This is a genomic window from Taklimakanibacter lacteus, assembly GCA_003576695.1.
GTDB classification, from domain to species: domain Bacteria; phylum Pseudomonadota; class Alphaproteobacteria; order Rhizobiales; family Aestuariivirgaceae; genus Taklimakanibacter; species Taklimakanibacter lacteus.
In genome coordinates this window covers 524,982-540,998 of sequence record QOZQ01000001.1, presented here as the reverse complement: position 1 = coordinate 540,998, position 16,017 = coordinate 524,982, and the positions used below count along the sequence as shown (strand labels likewise).

At 61.3% G+C, this 16,017-nt stretch carries 9 protein-coding genes and 1 CRISPR repeat array (1 of these 10 cut by a window edge); all 9 genes read right to left on the bottom strand.

Going from position 1 to position 16,017, the window contains the following annotated elements; all coding sequences use genetic code 11:
* Nucleotides 1-1,180: direct repeats of the CRISPR family, unit length 36 nt; unit sequence GTTGCCGCTGGACCACGATCTCTGAAGCGCTATTCT (it extends 1,761 nt beyond the left edge of the window).
* Nucleotides 1,181-1,252: 72 nt separating this feature from the next.
* Nucleotides 1,253-1,591 carry a CRISPR-associated endonuclease Cas2 gene (gene cas2 / locus DT068_RS02440; protein WP_368904374.1) on the bottom strand — a complete coding sequence of 113 codons (339 nt, stop codon included), beginning with the start codon at nucleotides 1,589-1,591 and terminating at the stop codon, nucleotides 1,253-1,255.
* Nucleotides 1,588-2,514, bottom strand: a complete 927-nt coding sequence (cas1, locus tag DT068_RS02435) for a type II CRISPR-associated endonuclease Cas1 (RefSeq protein WP_119388162.1) — start codon at nucleotides 2,512-2,514, stop codon at nucleotides 1,588-1,590. Before cas1 ends, cas2 begins: the two co-directional genes overlap by 4 nt.
* A complete protein-coding gene (gene cas9 / locus DT068_RS02430) occupies nucleotides 2,511-5,753 on the bottom strand; it encodes a type II CRISPR RNA-guided endonuclease Cas9 (protein WP_119388161.1) in 3,243 nt (1,080 codons plus the stop codon). Before cas9 ends, cas1 begins: the two co-directional genes overlap by 4 nt.
* Before the next feature lie 696 nt (nucleotides 5,754-6,449).
* Nucleotides 6,450-7,394, bottom strand: coding sequence for a hypothetical protein (locus DT068_RS02425; RefSeq protein WP_119388160.1), 945 nt, complete (start codon nucleotides 7,392-7,394; stop codon nucleotides 6,450-6,452).
* Between the two features lie 210 nt (nucleotides 7,395-7,604).
* The gene (locus tag DT068_RS02420) at nucleotides 7,605-7,793 is read right to left on the bottom strand and encodes a hypothetical protein (protein ID WP_119388159.1); all 189 of its coding nucleotides are present in this window, start codon (nucleotides 7,791-7,793) and stop codon (nucleotides 7,605-7,607) included.
* Nucleotides 7,790-8,272 carry a c-type cytochrome gene (locus tag DT068_RS02415; RefSeq protein ID WP_162913966.1) on the bottom strand — a complete coding sequence of 161 codons (483 nt, stop codon included), beginning with the start codon at nucleotides 8,270-8,272 and terminating at the stop codon, nucleotides 7,790-7,792. The genes DT068_RS02420 and DT068_RS02415 overlap by 4 nt, the downstream gene beginning before the upstream one ends.
* A gap of 41 nt (nucleotides 8,273-8,313) precedes the next feature.
* Complete coding sequence (locus DT068_RS02410; RefSeq protein ID WP_368904373.1) at nucleotides 8,314-8,607, bottom strand: DUF1488 family protein; 294 nt, start codon at nucleotides 8,605-8,607, stop codon at nucleotides 8,314-8,316.
* A gap of 290 nt (nucleotides 8,608-8,897) precedes the next feature.
* On the bottom strand, nucleotides 8,898-12,464 hold the full coding sequence (locus tag DT068_RS02405) for an autotransporter outer membrane beta-barrel domain-containing protein (protein ID WP_119388156.1): 3,567 nt from the start codon (nucleotides 12,462-12,464) through the stop codon (nucleotides 8,898-8,900).
* A 151-nt stretch (nucleotides 12,465-12,615) separates the two neighbouring features.
* Nucleotides 12,616-15,921, bottom strand: coding sequence for an autotransporter outer membrane beta-barrel domain-containing protein (locus DT068_RS02400; RefSeq protein WP_119388155.1), 3,306 nt, complete (start codon nucleotides 15,919-15,921; stop codon nucleotides 12,616-12,618).
* Nucleotides 15,922-16,017: the final 96 nt, after the last annotated feature.

The window sequence follows — 16,017 nt, the reverse complement described above, 5'->3', positions numbered from 1 at the left end:
TCGCCTCCCTCCCCGCAATGAGTTGCCGCTGGACCACGATCTCTGAAGCGCTATTCTACCTCGCCCGACCGGCAAGCACCCGGCACTGTTGCCGCTGGACCACGATCTCTGAAGCGCTATTCTACAACGCTGGAAAGAGCATCTTCAACATGGCGTTGCCGCTGGACCACGATCTCTGAAGCGCTATTCTGCAAGTCGCCATGCAGCCCTACCAGGCGACGTTGCCGCTGGACCACGATCTCTGAAGCGCTATTCTCCAGCGGCGCACCGACCGGCCGGCGCCATAGTTGCCGCTGGACCACGATCTCTGAAGCGCTATTCTCGGTATCGACCACGGCAAGCGGCGCGCCGAGTTGCCGCTGGACCACGATCTCTGAAGCGCTATTCTGCGTGCCGCGCGCCACGTTGTTTGCCGTGCGTTGCCGCTGGACCACGATCTCTGAAGCGCTATTCTCTGCACGATGTTGATGGCCTTATAGACGTTGTTGCCGCTGGACCACGATCTCTGAAGCGCTATTCTGCCCCTGTCGGCGTCGACTGCACCGGCGGAGTTGCCGCTGGACCACGATCTCTGAAGCGCTATTCTTTCGAGGGTCTTTCGCCGGCGGGCGAATAGTTGCCGCTGGACCACGATCTCTGAAGCGCTATTCTGTTGAGGATCGTGTAGAGATCGGAGAGCGTGTTGCCGCTGGACCACGATCTCTGAAGCGCTATTCTCCGACACCCTGGCGATTGACGCCCGCCTGCAGTTGCCGCTGGACCACGATCTCTGAAGCGCTATTCTCTATTCACCGGCCGTCACGTCTGTTGTGGAGTTGCCGCTGGACCACGATCTCTGAAGCGCTATTCTGACATTGAAACTGGATGGATAACGGCCTTCGTTGCCGCTGGACCACGATCTCTGAAGCGCTATTCTCAGTCAGCATCTGAATATCGAGATCGGCGTGTTGCCGCTGGACCACGATCTCTGAAGCGCTATTCTAAGTTGATCCGCCACCCACTGATGCCACGCGTTGCCGCTGGACCACGATCTCTGAAGCGCTATTCTGCCAGCGTAGTCTGCCGCCATTATCGGCATGTTGCCGCTGGACCACGATCTCTGAAGCGCTATTCTCATCCGGTCGATCGAAGAAGCCGACGAAGAGTTGCCGCTGGACCACGATCTCTGAAGCGCTATTCTAGATAGGCAGATATCCCATTGAAAACAATGGGGATATCTGCCCTTTTGAAGCAAATAAAATGCCCCCGATCCTTAAAACAAGGCGAGTTGGCCGGGATTTTTCTTTTGCCGCTTTCGGCGCTGCCCGGAAAATCGAACGATATTCTCATACTGCTTGTCCGTGAAGGTCAGGACATGCACATCCCCGCTGCCGGGAAGGTTGTCCTCGATTCGCCGCATATAGGCTTCGAACTGTTCTTTCCCGCTGCAGAAGCGAGCATAGACAGAAAACTGGCTTTTTTCAAAACCTTCGTCCAGCAGATACTGCCGAAATTTGGTCGCGGCCCGGCTTTGGGCTCTGGTGGTCACCGGCAGATCGAACATCACAAAGATCCACATGAGCCGATAGCTGTTGAGTTGGGTGAGGGTCACCGTATGAGGGCTTCCAGGCCCGCCAGATCGAGAGGCGAAGGCGGCGAAGGCAGCAGGAGCCCCGACGACTTCCCGGTTTCAAAGCACTGCGACAGGGACTGCGCCAATCTGGTGGCCGCGACGGTCACTGTCGTCGTCCCGTTCACGCCTGCGAGATCAAGCGCAATCAGCCCGGCAAAAGCCTGCTTCGATTCAGGAGTCAGCTCCGAATGTCCCTTCTTGACCAACTGGACGGCCATGGCATCGACCAGCGGCCTGAAGGGCTCGACAAGGTCATCGGCAAGCGCAAAAGCGTTTCCTCGATTGGCATGATGAATGCCGATCGAGGGATGCAATCCGGCTGCCACCACAGATCGCGCCAGCAATGAACGCAAGATCGTGTAGCCGTAGTTGAGAAGACTGTTGACGCCATCGGCTGAGCGATCACGTCGAAATTCCTCACCCATCAGCAGCGGCCAATAGCGCCGCGCTGCCTGCGCCTCGACATTGTCGGGATCGCCCGAACGAACCCGGCGTGCCAGCAGGTCGAAGGCACCGGATTCGACCCCGCGCGCCTCCAGAACGGCGGCCTGCCACCGAATCTTCGCCACGACGACTTCACGCCAGAGCTGCTTGGCAAGCGGCTTTCCCGCCTCCCATTGCGACCTCAGCCGAGCGTTCTGACCGTGATGGCCATCGAGGGGCAAGCAGACGGCGACGGGGGCATGGTTCGAGCCGCAAACCACCATCAACGCGCCCCGCTCCGCCAGCGCCACGATGAGATTGGTGCTCCAGGTTATGCCGTGAGCATGCACGACGACGGCGGCGATATCGTCGAGCGGAACACGTCCCACCTCCTCCCGCTTCTCGCTGACGACCAGAAATCCCCTGTACGCAGAAAGATGCCGGTCATCGGTGGCGATATCGACGATACGCTCCATCATCCCCCAGCCTCGGGAGATGCGCGCGGGCCAGGGTCGAGGACGCGGCCGAGCTCGTCCACCCTCACCTGGCGAGCTTTGATGCGCTTCAGGCCACCCGGCGTCGGGGCGAAATACTTGAAGGGATCTATGTCGACTGGCGAATCGTTCCGCCTCTTGAGATCCCCGGCTTCATGCGCTTCCGCCAACGTGACTTGACCCTTCTGGTCGAATTTGACGACCCGGACGAGCTTGCGGCCATTTGCATCTGGCTCGATCGCCAGCATGTCATCCTGGCGCAATGAGAGAACTTTCTTTGCATTGTGATTCTCGTGCCTAGCCTTAGATGACCAACCGGGCTGATGCACATCGAACATGGATACGACTTCCGCTATCCACTTGCCGTCCTTCAATTCCCAGACGTCATAGCGGTAGTTGGAGTCGCCCTTATAGCCCTTATAAGCGCGGCCATCCTTGTCGCGGATCGCTATGACGGACAGTGGCTCCACCTTGCGATATCGCCTTATGCCGCGAAATTGCAGGGGGCCGAGTTCGGGGAACTTCAACAGTTTCGTTTCGAAGGCCTTTCCTTCCAGGCCCCTAGTCCAAACAAGCAGGGCCTTGCGCAATTCAGGATCACGAACACTCTCGATATCGGCCGCCTTCGTCAGGCCATCGAGCGGCACCCGGTGAACGACAAGGTCGTTCTGCTTCGCATCCTTCTGACCGGTGAGCCCATAGGCGGTGTCGTTGTGCAGCCGCCCTGCCGTCGCATCCCGTCCTTTGGGCAAGGCTTTCTTTGCGGTCGTACCGTGATCAGCGCGATGGCTGACGACGATGCGGCTTACCACCTCTCCGACCTGATCCCGGAAAGCCTCCCACGGCATCGGCAGATCGGCTGTCATCCGGTTTGCGGCTTCAGCACCACGCCGGCCCGCCTCGCGGGAGATGCTCTGCAGCAGATGACGATCAGTCACGGCGACGACAATTGCGTCGATGGCATGATGGCGATGATCGCGCCGGTTCTTCGGCTGGTCGGCACCGCCACCGAAATTATGATCCGGAAGCAAACTGTTGAGGCCCCAGCTCCTGCGCAGCATCTCGGTGAGACGGCCGGGTGAAACCCAGACTCGACCGCTGCCTTCGCCCACATCCGGGAACAGTCCCGCCAAATACTCCCGCGCGAGTCGCGACAGATATTGCGTGTCGACAAGCTGGCGGGCGATGAAGCCGCCCTGATTGTCAAACCGTGACATCGCATCGGGCTCGAAGCGCCAGCGCTTTCCGCGTGGCAGGCGGGCCGCGCGAGCGGCAATCTCCGCCCAATCCGGACGATTGCCGAAAGCCTCATAGGGCGAACGCTTGCGCTTCTCTCGATTCGCCTCGCGCATGCACAGCAGGCGATTGTCATTCGAATCGTCAAGCGTGGCGCCGAAGGGTAGGATGTGGTCGACCTCCACCGCTCCCGAGAACAGCATCTCGATCGAAATCTGCCGTCCGGTGTATACACAGCGCCGGTCGAGCGCATTGTCGAGATTGAGCTCTTCCCAAAGCTTCAGGAGTGCTCGATTGCCCCCCTTGTCGGCGACTCCGATGTTCACCAGCTTTTCCGAGCGCTTGGTCGCGTCCTCCCGATTCTGTAGATTGCGCTTGTTGATCTCACGCTTGCGCTCGTCGTCAAGCTTCAGTTCGCGCGCCAGCTCGATCGCGACCTGCTCCGGCCGACCGTAGCACTTGATCAGCCTGTTGATGACATGGCGCAGCTGATTCAGCCCGATATGCACAGTCGGATTGGTAAGGCGTCCGATGCGCAACTCTTCCGGATCCGTCGGATCGGCGGTCCCCGGCATGATATGCCGTTCGAGCACGACGCCATAATAGGGAAGCTCGTCGAATGCTTCCCCGGTGCGGAAATCCGAATGATGGGCAAAACCCGCCTTCTTCACTGCCTCGCTGTAAATGGTGACATCAGACTGCAAAGCGGCGATAAGCCTGGTGGTCGCTGTCAGGCCGAAACGGCCGAAGCCCTCCGGAAGCCTGGCCCCGGCTGTCGAGCGCGATTGCTCAGGCTCAAGCTCATATGTATCGCGCAGCCACGCCAGCAGCCTCGCCTCATCTTCATCGCTCTCCAGTTCGCGGATTTTTGAGATGATCTCCCACTGCGCCTCATCGGACAAAAAGGCCCACCGCTTGCCGAAGCGGGTCTTGGCGCCCAGTTCCGCCGCCACCTCGTTTCCCTTGATTTCCCTGCGATTCTCGCTCTCCTTGTTGAAGCGTGCCTCCGGCTCGAGCCCGAGAAGCTTCCGCAGGCTCTCAAATGTGACGGAGCGCTTGTCCTTGAGTTTGAGATAAAGCAGGTCGCGCTGCTCGCGCGTCAATGGCTCGGCTGAAGCCCCCGGCCTGACGACCCGCAATGCGTTCAACTCTTCCAGCAGCCGCCGGCGCTGAAACAGCGGATGTGCCTTGGGTAGGCGCTCCTCGCCGACGACCAGAGTGCAGGTGCCGACCTTCGGTTGTTTCAGTGGCCGCTGGTGAAAGATGACCTCGAACAGACGCTTCCTGTTCTCAAGAGTCAGTACAGCCGGATGATGCACGGCCTGTCGCTCCCAGATAAGATCGAATTCTTCCTCCAGCATGCGGCGATCGGGATAGAAATCATAGCCATCGCCGCGCTTGCCTTCGCCGGGCTCCGGGCGCAGGCGCGTCCGCACGCCAGGAATGGTATTCGCGTCGCTGGCCGCGGCTCTGCGCTCGTGCAGGAATTCACCGAGCGTCTCGGCGCCCTTGTCGCGCATCGCCTCATAGAGGCGATTCACCCCGAGCTTGATCTTGCCGTCTTCCGCATCCTTGCCCCGATCGGCCTTGCGGTTGGATTTGAAGCCACGCCGTTGGTTGAGATGGAATAAGGCGCGACCGATATGATGTGGCGGCAAAGGCTCACGCAGCGCCTTGGCGCGAAGCTCGAACGGATCGAGGATCGCCAGCGCTGCGCGCTCGGCCGCGTTGGCAGGAAAGAGTCCCGCCATTTCGAGATGCTTGAGGAGTGCTGCCTGCCGTCTCTTGAAACGGTCGCGCCGGCGCCGCATGGCGCGCGCGGCGCGCCGGTCGACCGCCAGCGAAGCTCCGGACTTCGGATCGCGACCGGCCCCGAAAATCCGAGAACCTGCCGCGATGAGCCGGATGGGGACATTGTCCGCATCGAGCTCGATCGCCGCCCAGCCAAGTGAGCCTGTACCCAGATCGGCCCCAAATCTCCAGCGCATTGTTCCCCCTTTCATATACTATCGTAACTTACGCCCCAGAATTACCCCACGACACCTGCAAGTGGGAAGCCACAGGCCCTGAGGCATTCAGATGTAAGATGGCTTAGGGAGTTTGACAGAATCAAGAGAGATAGTTAATTGGACTTCACGTTGCAAGTGGGTTGAGGGTCCAAGCTCAACTGCCGCCCGACCTCCACAGTCTGAGCGTCGCAGAACGCGTCTGCCACTCGCAGCTCGTAAGCTCTCCCAGGAGACGGCTTTGGCCGCCCCCCAAGATGGCTTAGTTGCAGCTAGTCGCGATCTTGAACCAGAGTTGCCGATGAGCTACAATTGATTCTTCAGAGATCGTGGTCTGGCGGTTAACAAGCAGCCAGTCTGCACCAGATAAGGGTGACGCTCCGGCGTCGCCTTTTTTGTTGCGGCGCCGAAACTTTATTGGCACCACCGAAAACTCTGACAATATTCTCAGGACCGGCAACCGTTGCTACGCACCGTGTCGATCAATGGGTGGATCTTCGTACGCATGATTGCCCCCGCTTATCGGGGAAGCCGGCGATCAACTGGTATGAGCAGAGAAATCCGCCGAGAAGGACCCGGCCATTGCCGGCAGCCATCGCCATGCCTCGCCGCAAAACAAAACTGCAAGGCGCTGTCTGACAGGCGCCTTGCAGTCACGAAGCCAGGCAAGATCCGCGATTACAGAACGGGGTCGGCGGCTTCCGCGGAGATGAACACGTTGGGCAGCTTCTCATTGAAGACGCTGGTGTTGTCCACCGTGCCGGTGCGCTGGCGCTCGATCAACGTGCCGTCATGGCCGAAGTTGAACTTCACGCCGGCAAAGACCTGGAAGTCCTCGATCTCGAAGCTGAAATCACTGTCGTCGGGATCGAACTCGCGATCGGCATAGCGGGCGCCTGCAAAGATCGACAGGCCCTGATCCCACACGAGATATTCGCCGTCGCCGGTGATGGCGAAGCCGTCAAGATCGGCACCGTCGCTGCCTAGTTCCAGGTCGGCCAGCAGGACGTCGCCGCGCAAGGTGAAGGCAAGGTCGGGCGTCGCATAGAACTTGCCCCAGGCGGCCAGCTCGAACCCGTCCTCATCCTTACCCTCAGGCCAATCGGCATTGTAGTAATGCGCCGACGCGCCGAGCGTGAAGACATCGTCGAGATAGAATTCGCCAAACAGGCCAACCCGGAAGATATCGAGGTCAAGCCCTTCGATATCCTGCGATATCCAGGAAGCGCTGAGGCCGCCCGCCCATGAAGCCGGCTCGCGATAGAACAGCGCGCCGCCGATATGTGTATTGGTCTGGTCAATATCGATATCAACCTGGTCCAGGTCGGCCGAATGGGCGTAATAGGCGACATCGGCCTGGATGTTGAAGCCGCCGCAGGTCACGAGGCCGGCGCCTTCGCCGAAGGGCGTCGACCAGTCAACATCCTTGCCATCGATGGACTCATCGCCGTCATCAAATTCGGAGGACTGCCAGTTATACATGAAGCCGGCTGTCACCGAACCGGAGAGCATGCAGCCCGGATCCGCCACCACGTCGGCCGCGCGCGCCGTCGAGGTTGCAATTCCCCCAGCCATCACAAGAGCCAGCGCCAGGCTGCTTACGGCAGATTTAAGTCCGGTCATGATTTTCCCCAATTCGAATGCCTCACCCCGAATTATAAGAGGCCCCGCACCCCCACCTCAATGAGGACATATGACCTGGTGGAAGTAATTCCTCCACTGTGACTTCCAGGTCACACACAACACAATCCTTGATTGAATTTGGGTTGCAAAATAGAGCCGCCCGCAATCATACATCGGCCCGCAAAACCTCCCGACTCAACACTATCCGGCCTACCAGGCGAATCTCACCCCGGCATTGCCGGCGAAGGCGTCATAGTCCTCGGCGCACTGGCAATTGGCTCTGAGGGAGCTCGACCAGCCTTCCGGTGACTGCGCGCTGAAGCCCAGCGCCATATCGCCATAGGTCGCGCTTGGAGCGCAATATTTCCCGGCGATGCGGGAGCCCCGACCGGCCTTCATTTGCGGATCTGAATGGTCTCGAGATATTTGACCAGCCGCCTGATCCGCTCGGTCACTTCCGCGGCGGCCTCCTGGGCCTCCTCGAGCGATACCGAGGAATCGAGAGTTTCTCCCACGAACAAATCGCCCCAGACCGGCATTTCCCGCGTGCCATGCGAGATCGGCATGCTGCTTCCGGCGATCATCTCGAAGATTGCGTCTTCGGGAAATGTCCCACCCCTGCGCTCGGCGATCCGCGTCAGGTCCGGCGGCTCTATCTTCAAGGTCCGCGCCACCGGTCCATCGCCCCGTCCATCGGCGCCATGACATGCCGCGCAGTGAAACTGGAAATCCTGCGCGACTGTCGGTGCGGCGTCCGCGGGGCCTGAAGCGTCATCGGCCAGAGCAGCCCTGGGGCCGAGCACCAGCCAGACGGCAGCAGCCAGGATTGCTCCCGCTCCGGGACCGGTCCTTGCCGAACTGTCGGGCGAAGCCGTCACGCACTTTCCTCGTGGATCATCATCGACCGATCCCCCTGGCCTCACGGCGACAGATCACGGCGATGAACCATGACCCGCACACCACCTTCGCTTTCGAATTCGCCGCGCTCATGCTTGCAACGCGCGGCATCGTGGATCGCGATGGCAAGCTTCTCGAACGACGCAAGGAAGGCTTCCGCGGGAACCAGGCCGTGGCGCTGCAGGCTCGAATCGCATTCCTTGAGCGCGGCGATCGTCACGCCGCACAGCACTTCATCCTCTCCGTCGAAACCCTTGAAGCGGACACACTGCCCGTCAAACAGCCTGTCCTCGTCCAGGAAAGCGAGCTGACCCATATGGCTTCTCCTCATGCCCGGCTTTGCCAGCTTGGATTTTTTCCCATTATCTCCGATCGTCGGCACTTGCATTTGATCGTGATCAAATCCCGGCGACAAAAAGTCGAGTGTCGAGGACCGGGCCGGGCTTCAGTCTCAGCACGCTGAACATATTCGACATGTCGGCGATTGATTGCGCGTCCGAAGCATGCGCCAAAGACCGCGGCCGCCGCCCGACATGGCAGCTCCTCCGGCAGTCCTCACAGCGCCCGTGCGACGTGAGGGTTTGCTCCAGCCTCGGGCATTCCGCCCTACCAGGCGAATCTCACCCCGGCATTTCCGGCGAAGGCGTCATAGTCCTCGGCGAACTGGTAATTGGCGCGCAGGAACGAGGACCAGCCTTCCGGCGACTGCACGCTGAAGCCCAATGCCACATCGCCATAGGTCTCGCTCGGGCTGTCCGACACATCGCTCACCGGGAAACCCGGCGCGGCGATGGTGACGTCATTGTCGCCGGCGAATTCCTGCCACACGCTTGCCGTCACATCCGAGGAATAGATGAGCTGGTTGCTGGCGGTCAGCTCATGGCCGAGCCTCAGGCCCAGGCGGCCCCTGATGCTCGTCTCATCCTCGAAGTCGACGGAGCCACCCATGACATCATCGATGTCGTCGATCTCGGTATGGACGACGGCGAGCGAGGCTTGCGGCTCGGCGAACAGGCCATGGTTCAGCGGCATCTTGTAGCCCGCATCGATGAGGCCGCCGAGATTGACCACATCCGTATCGACATCATCGGCATCGGGCGCGATGTCGCCATCGTCGATGTCGACATCGAGGAAGTCGGCCTTCACCGTCAGGTCGGCATAGAAGGCATGATCGACATAGGTCGCATAGGCGCCGACCGACGGCCCTTCGTAATGCCACTCCGAGCCCGACTGGTCGAAATCGAGGTCGGACATGACATAGCCGCCGAACAGGCCGAACATCCAGGCCTCACCAGCGCTTTCCGAGCCGAAATCGAAGCCCGCCATGAAGCCATAGATCTCTTGGCTGCGGTCGGTCGAGACATTATTGGCTTCGTCCTGGTCGCGTTCGAGATAGGCGCCCACGCCTTTGAGCCAAAGCCCGGGCGTCACACGACCCACCGGCGTCGGCTCGACGGGTTCGGAGAAGTCGGCGACCGGCGTCACCTGCGTGCCGGCAAGCAGCGCGCGGAGATCGGCCTGGCGCTGCAGCAGCGTGCCGGTCGTCTGATGCCAGATATCCTGGGCGCCGGTGATGCCGGCGGCGAACTCATAGGAGCCGGCGCCAAGACCGACCGTGATCAGCTCATGGGTATTGCCGTCAAGCTGCAGATCCCAGGCAAAGAAGCCGGCATTGAGGACGCCGCCCTCGACATTGAAGTCCGCTTCCGCCGTCCCGTCGGTGACAGTGATCACCGGGATGCCGACGAAATTGGGTGTGCTGCCCAGCGGATTGGTGAGATTGACGACCAGACTGGTGACACCGCCGCTGCTGCCGGCGATGGTCAGCCGGTCCGATGTGCCGGCGGGATCAAGGAAAGCATCGACCGCAAGCCTGCCATTCAAGCCGACATATTCCGTTGCCCCGCCCATCTGCAACGCGTCGCCTGCAACCCCGTCAACCAGCGTCATCAGACCGGAATTGTTCACAAGCTCAGCATTGCTGAGCATCATTTCCTCGGACAGTGCCGGATCATCCGCCGCGCGCAAGGTGCCGCTGTTGTTCACGACGTCGTAGCCGCCGCCGAACTCGCTGAATCCGTTGGCGCTGTTCCACAGGCCGCTATTGTTGAGCGTATCCTCCAGATCGCCGAGCCAGACCGTGCCGATGAGCAGGTTGTCGTTGTTGACCGTCGCGGGGCCGAGGCGCGTCCTGATCGCCTGGTCGGACGACGAGCCCGAGAGGTTGCGCACCACGCCGTCATTGGTGATCGCGATGTTCTGGCCGTCGCCCGAATAGGCATATATGCCGCCCCTGGCGCCTTGCGCCAGACCAGTCGAGCCGACCCTGATGATCGTCTCTATCCCATCGAAATTGTTCGAGTATATGCCGTATTCATTCTCACCCGTCGCCTCGCCATCGACCAGGATATTGAGCGTGCCGGTGCCGCGCTGATCGATATCGATGCCTCTTTGGCGGGCCCTGACAACGCTTCCCGCAGCGGTCTCGATGGTCGCGTCCAACCCGCTGTTGGTCGCCGAAATGCCATTGATCCGCGCGCCGGTCACGGTGCCATTGACGATGATCGCGAGATCGCCGTCGCCACGATTGCGCGCGTCGATGCCCTCGTCATCGCCCGCCACCACGCTTTGCGCGCCGACGGTGATGGTCAGGTTGTGGCCGAATCCCGTGCCGACCTGGCTGTAGTTGTCAAAGTAATAGTCATTGGCGGCGAATATGCCATCGCCATCCACGCCGGTGACATCGCCATCGACGGTGATCGTGAGATCGCCCTCGCCGCGGTTGCGGGCTTCGATGCCGTCGTCGCCACCGGAAACGTCGCTCTGAGCCCCGGTGCTGATCGTCAGGTTCCGGGCATTGCCCGAACCGAAATAGGTGTTGTTGGCGGCATACAGGCCGTCTTCGCTTTCGCCGGCAAGCTCGCCATTGATGGTGACGGAAAGGTCGCCGGCGCCGTTGTTATACGCATCGATGCCGTTCTCGCTGCCGGTGACCGTGCTCTGGGCGCCCGTGATCACCGTGAAATCCCTGGTACTGCTGGCGCCGCGCAATTCCATGCCGTCACCATCCTCACCGATGACCTGACCCTGGATGGTGATCTCGGTATAGCCCGCCCCTCGATTGCCAGCCGTGATGCCATCGGTTCCACCCCTGATCACGCTCTGGGCACCCGTGGTGATGGTGAGGTCGAAACCCTCGTCATTGGTGGCATCTATGGCGGTGTCGTTCGAGGTCACCTGGCCGTTGATCTCCAGGATGAGATCGCTCTCGGCATTATTCTCGACATCGATGCCGCCGCTGGCGCCGTAGACGACACTGTCGACTCCCGTCGTAACACGCAGATCGCCGCCATTCCTGGAGTTGAAGGCAAAGATGCCGTAGCCGGCGCTGGGGCCCAGACCATTGCCGGTGACCTCGCCATCGGCCGTGATGACGAGGTTGCCCGTGCCATTGTTGCGGGCGTAAATGCCGTCGTCATACCCGGTGATGACGCTTTGCGCCCCGGTCGTGATCGTCAGGTCCCTGCCATTGCCGGTCGGATCATAAATGCCCGCATTGAACGCATTGATGCCGTCATCCGTCTCGCCGGTGACCACACCATTGGCCATGATCGTGAGGTCGCCGCTGAGGTTGCGCGCCTCTATCCCGTCATCGCTGCCGGTAATGGCGCCTCCAGGGCCCGCGGCAATCGTCAGAGGGCCGCCGCTTTGCGAGACGCTGTACGCATGGATGCCGTCGCCGTCTCCACCGCTGATGTCGCCATCGGTGACGATGGTGATCGCGCCGGCATTGTCGGCGCTGTTGCCGGTCGAATAGACGAAGAGGCCGGTGCCATTGGTCGCCGTGATCGGCGAGGCATTGACGTCGTTGAATTGCAGATGGCCATCGGCCTCGATATGGACGCCATCGCCGGTCGGCGCCGTGAGGTTGAATCCCGGCGCCGTCGATACATCGGCATCGGGGGTGTTGATGGTCTGCGTCGTGACGGTCGTGCCGCTGCAGGTGAAGGCCGGAGAGGTGCCCGCAATGCAATCGGCATAGGCCTGGCGGCCATAGCCGAGGAACGGCACCACGGCAAGGATCGTGGTGACGGCGAGCCGGCTGCGCAGATCGAGACAGCCGCCTTTTGCCGACAGGCCGGCTGACAACACCCAATCCGACCGCTGCCCCATGACTTCCCCGCTGCCCTGTCGACTCCGCCACCACAGATTGACGATAGGTTACCTAACGCAACGGAAAATCCAAGGAAAATCGGCGCGACTGAAGAAAATGGGTCTCCGAAGTAGCTTTCGCGCCACAGGTCTGGCTGGAGGAATGAGATGCCTACCAGGCGAATCTCACCCCGGCATTTCCGGCGAAGGCGTCATAGTCCTCGGCGAACTGGTAATTGGCGCGCAGGAACGAGGACCAGCCTTCCGGCGACTGCACGCTGAAGCCCAATGCCACATCGCCATAGGTCTCGCTCGGGCTGTCCGACACATCGCTCACCGGGAAACCCGGCGCCGCGATGGTGACGTCATTGTCGCCGGCGAATTCCTGCCACACGCTTGCCGTCACATCCGAGGAATAGATGAGCTGGTTGCTGGCGGTCAGCTCATGGCCGAGCCTCAGGCCGAGACGTCCTCTGACGCTCGTCTCATCCTCGAAGTCGACGGCACCACCCATGACATCGTCGATGTCGTCGATCTCGGTATGGACAACCGCAAGCGAGGCCTGCGGCTCGGCGAACAGGCCATGGTTCAGCGGCATCTTGTAGCCGGCATCGATGAGGCCGCCGATATTGAGCACATCCGTGTCGGCATCGTCTTCGCCCGGCGCGATGTCCGAGGCATCGATATCGACATCGAGGAAGTCGGCCTTCACCGTCACATCGGCATAGAAGGCGTCATTCAGATAGGTCGCATAGACACCGACCGAGGGGCCTTCGTAATGCCACTCCGAGCCCGACTGGTCGAAGTCGAGGTCGGACGTGACATAGCCGCCGAACAGGCCGAACATCCAGGCCTCGCCCGCACTCTCCGAGCCGAAATCGAAGCCCGCCATGAAGCCATAGATCTCTTGGCTGCGGTCGGTCGAGACATTGTTGGCTTCGTCCTGGTCGCGCTCCAGATAGGCGCCCACGCCCTTGAACCACAGGCCAGGCGTCACACGACCCACCGGCGTCGGCTCGACGGGTTCGGAGAAATCGGCGACCGGCGTCACCTGCGTGCCGGCGAGCAGCGCCCTGAGCTCCGCCTGGCGCTGCAGCAGCGTTCCGGTCGTCTGGTGCCAGATATCCTGCGCCCCCGTGATGCCGGCCGCGAACTCATATGAGCCGGCGCCAAGGCCGGCGGTAAAGAGCTCATGCGTGTCGCCGTCGAGCCTGAGATTCCAGGCGAAGAAGCCGGCATTGAGCACCCCGCCTTCGAGATCGAAATGCTCCTCCGCCGTCGCGCCATAGACCTGGACGACGGCGATGCCATCGGTATTGATGCCGGTCACGTCGACGACATTGACCGCGACCAGCGTCTTCCCGCTGCTGTCGCCATAGATCACGAGCTGGTCCGCTTCTCCTGTCGGGCCGAGCTCGGCATCGACGGCAAGCCGGCCGTTGTTTCCGACATACAACACATCGCCGGGCAGCGCCGATATGTTCAAGGTGTCGATCGCCCCGCCGTCGACCAGCGAGACAAGGCCTGAATTGTTGAATTGTTCGACATTGTCGATGATCGTCAGAACACCCACCGCCGCATTGTCGCCGGCGATGATCGTACCGCTGTTGTTGATGACATCGCCGTCATACGAACCGCCGAAGTCATTGATGCTGCCGGTGATGAACCACCGGCCGGCATTGTTCAGCACATCGCCATAGGTGCTTGTCCAGACGGCACCGACGAGGTCGCCGTTGTTGTCGATCGTGGTCGGGCCGCCGCGCGCGGTGATCGCCCGGTCATCCGACTCGCCCGAAACATTGCGCACCAAGCCGTCATTGGTGATGGAGATGGCCTGGCCGCCGGGGGCGAAGAGCCCCGAATAAGCGAAAATTCCGGCCACGTTGCCCTGGACGAGACCGCTGGCGCCGATCTTGATGATCGTGTCTCCATTGCCGTCATTGCGGGAGTCGATTCCATACTCGCCTTGCCCCGTCACGACGCCATTGACCGTGATTTCGAGATCGAGATCACCGAAATTGTAGGCGTGAATGCCGTTCTCGCTTCCGGTGATGATGCTTGCGGCCCCGGTCGTGACCTTCACTCCCTTGAGGTTGTCGCCGCTGGACGAGCTGTCCGCGAATATGCCATCGCCATCACGACCAGTGACGATGCCATTGGCCGTTACCACCAGATCGCCATAGCCGTGATTGTCGGTAAATATGCCATGGGTCCCGCCGGTGACGACGCTCTGGGCACCAGTGATGATCGTCAGCTTGCCGCCCGAAGAGTTGGCGACCTCGATGCCTGAGAAGGCTTCGCCGGTCACCTCGCCATTTGCGGTGATGAGGACATCGCCCGCTCCTTCCTGCTCGGCGGAGATGCCGCGTTCGGCGCCTCTGATCACGCTCCCGGCGCCGGTGGTAATGGTGAGCTTGCCGCCCTGCGCCGAGTTGTAGACGCCGATGCCGACAGAACCATAACCCGTGACCGCGCCATTGGCGGTGATCTCGAGATCGCCGCTGCCATAGTTGCTAGCATTGATGCCGCCATCGTCGCCGAGAATCTCGCTCCCCGGCCCCGTAGTGATCGTGAGATCGGTGCCGGCGGCCGAGTTGCGGGCATATATGCCGCTGGCGGTCTCGCCACGGATATAGCCATTGGCGGTAATGGCGAGATAGCCGCTGCCCTCATTGTAGGCGCTGATGCCGTAGTCGTAACCGGTGACAGAACTTCCCGCCCCGGTGGTGATCTTCAGGTTGACGCCGTTGCCGGGAGTGCCGGAGCTGGCGCCGGCATTGTAGGCGGTTATGCCATCCTGGGTCTCGCCCTCCACCTCGCCATTGGCGGTGATGTCGATGTCGCCTGAGCCGAAGTGACGGACGTGAATGCCGTTGTCGTCGCCGGTGACCGTGCTGTCCGCCCCGGTGGTGATGGTGATGCTCCCGCCATTGGCGGTATCGAAGGCGAGTATGCCGTTGAAGCCCTGCCCCGTGACATCGCCATTGGCGGTGACGTCGATGTCACCGGTCCCCACATTGAACGCAACGATGGCATTGTCGCCGCCGGTGACCGTGCCGCTCGACAGGATCGTGATCGAGCCGGGAATGGCGCCGTCATCGCCGGTCGCGGTCACGAACAGCGCATTGGTCGGCGCCACGATGCTCGTGGTGGCGTAATTGTCGGTGAAGCTGATGGCCCCGGCGCCGGTGATGGTGAGGCCCTGGCCCGCCGCCGCATTCACGCTGAAATCCGCCTCCGTCGTCACATCGGCATTGTTGACGATGGCGACCGTCTCGGTGGCGGCGCTGTACCCGCTGCAGACAAAGGTCGGCGGGGCCGGCGAGGCGACGCAGGCGGCATAGGACTGGCGGGCATAGCCGAGGAAAGGAGCCGCGGCGAGGATGGTCGTAGCGGCGAGACGCCGGCGCAGGGCGCGGCCACCCCCCTGCTTCGCCGCGGCACGACCCGAAAGCCTCCCGTTCAGCTGCCGCTCCATAGCTTCCCCCGCACATGGCCAGCCCGCGCGACACCGCGCAGTGTTCTCAGAAAATCTAACTTACCCAGGGAAAATCCGGAAGCGGATTTCTCCTGG

Excerpts from the sequence above, each read along its gene's own strand:
- DT068_RS02425 (WP_119388160.1), bottom strand. The coding sequence starts at position 7,394 with ATGACCGGACTTAAATCTGCCGTAAGCAGCCTGGCGCTGGCTCTTGTG.
- cas1 (WP_119388162.1), bottom strand. The coding sequence starts at position 2,514 with ATGATGGAGCGTATCGTCGATATCGCCACCGATGACCGGCATCTTTCT.
- cas9 (WP_119388161.1), bottom strand. The coding sequence starts at position 5,753 with ATGCGCTGGAGATTTGGGGCCGATCTGGGTACAGGCTCACTTGGCTGG.
- DT068_RS02405 (WP_119388156.1), bottom strand. The coding sequence starts at position 12,464 with ATGGGGCAGCGGTCGGATTGGGTGTTGTCAGCCGGCCTGTCGGCAAAA.
- DT068_RS02400 (WP_119388155.1), bottom strand. The coding sequence starts at position 15,921 with ATGGAGCGGCAGCTGAACGGGAGGCTTTCGGGTCGTGCCGCGGCGAAG.
- DT068_RS02410 (WP_368904373.1), bottom strand. The coding sequence starts at position 8,607 with ATGGGTCAGCTCGCTTTCCTGGACGAGGACAGGCTGTTTGACGGGCAG.
- DT068_RS02420 (WP_119388159.1), bottom strand. The coding sequence starts at position 7,793 with ATGAAGGCCGGTCGGGGCTCCCGCATCGCCGGGAAATATTGCGCTCCA.